The sequence below is a fragment of the Campylobacter sp. 2018MI10 genome, from assembly GCF_018501175.1.
Taxonomy (GTDB): domain Bacteria; phylum Campylobacterota; class Campylobacteria; order Campylobacterales; family Campylobacteraceae; genus Campylobacter_E.
In genome coordinates this window covers 1-1,760 of record NZ_JAHCZD010000038.1, presented here as the reverse complement: position 1 = coordinate 1,760, position 1,760 = coordinate 1, and the positions used below count along the sequence as shown (strand labels likewise).

Annotated in this window: 1 rRNA gene; it reads left to right on the top strand. The window is 44.0% G+C overall.

Features of this window, described 5'->3' with window-relative positions:
• The first annotated feature begins 179 nt into the window (after nt 1-179).
• Nucleotides 180-1,688, top strand: a 16S ribosomal RNA gene (locus tag KJR01_RS09530).
• The last annotated feature ends 72 nt before the right edge of the window (nt 1,689-1,760 follow it).

Genomic DNA, 1,760 nt, shown 5'->3' with positions numbered 1-1,760 from the left:
GTTATTTTAAATAGTTTTATTGTTAATTTTAAATATATCAATTATTTCAACGTCAATCTTTGATATCTAAACAAGTGATCAAGAGCCATTTAAAACTTTCTTATATATAAGTTTTAAATCATTCACTTCATTATTTTATTTATTTTTTAATTTTTCATAATTAAAAAATAATCATTTAAATTATGGAGAGTTTGATCCTGGCTCAGAGTGAACGCTGGCGGCGTGCCTAACACATGCAAGTCGAACGATGAAGTCTAGCTTGCTAGACGGATTAGTGGCGCACGGGTGAGTAATGTATAGCTAACTTGCCCCTTACAAGAGGACAACACTTAGAAATGAGTGCTAATACTCTATACTCCGCTCTAACATAAGTTAGGGTGGGAAAGTTTTTCGGTAAGGGATAGGGCTATATTGTATCAGCTAGTTGGTAAGGTAATGGCTTACCAAGGCTATGACGCATATCTGGTCTTAGAGGATGATCAGACACACTGGAACTGAGACACGGTCCAGACTCCTACGGGAGGCAGCAGTGGGGAATATTGCTCAATGGGGGAAACCCTGAAGCAGCAACGCCGCGTGGAGGATGACACTTTTCGGAGCGTAAACTCCTTTTTTACAAGAAGAATACTGACTGTATTGTAAGAATAAGCACCGGCTAACTCCGTGCCAGCAGCCGCGGTAATACGGAGGGTGCAAGCGTTACTCGGAATCACTGGGCGTAAAGGGCGCGTAGGCGGAGTAGTAAGTTGGATGTGAAATCTAATGGCTTAACCATTAAACTGCATTCAAAACTGCTATTCTAGAGTAAGGGAGAGGCAGATGGAATTAGTAGTGTAGGGGTAAAATCCGTAGATATTACTAAGAATGCCAATTGCGAAAGCGATCTGCTAGAACTTAACTGACGCTAAGGCGCGAAAGCGTGGGGAGCAAACAGGATTAGATACCCTGGTAGTCCACGCCCTAAACGATGTATGCTAGTTGTTGGAATGCTAGTCATTTCAGTAATGCACCTAACGGATTAAGCATACCGCCTGGGGAGTACGGTCGCAAGATTAAAACTCAAAGGAATAGACGGGGACCCGCACAAGCGGTGGAGCATGTGGTTTAATTCGAAGATACGCGAAGAACCTTACCTGGGCTTGATATCCTAAGAACCTTGTAGAGATACGAGGGTGCTAGCTTGCTAGAACTTAGAGACAGGTGCTGCACGGCTGTCGTCAGCTCGTGTCGTGAGATGTTGGGTTAAGTCCCGCAACGAGCGCAACCCACGTATTTAGTTGCTAACAGTTCGGCTGAGCACTCTAAATAGACTGCCTTCGCAAGGAGGAGGAAGGTGTGGACGACGTCAAGTCATCATGGCCCTTATGCCCAGGGCTACACACGTGCTACAATGGCATATACAATGAGAAGCAATACCGCGAGGTGGAGCAAATCTATAAAATATGTCTTAGTTCGGATTGTTCTCTGCAACTCGAGAGCATGAAGCCGGAATCGCTAGTAATCGTAAATCAGCTATGTTACGGTGAATACGTTCCCGGGTCTTGTACTCACCGCCCGTCACACCATGGGAGTTGATTGTGCTTTAAGTCGGAATACTAAACTAGTTACCGCCCACAGCAAAATCAGCGACTGGGGTGAAGTCGTAACAAGGTAACCGTAGGAGAACCTGCGGTTGGATCACCTCCTTTCTAGAGTACATACTCTTTAACTCACACTAAAGAGTAATAATAAATATTTCAAGAGCTCTTGAGAGCTTGTTT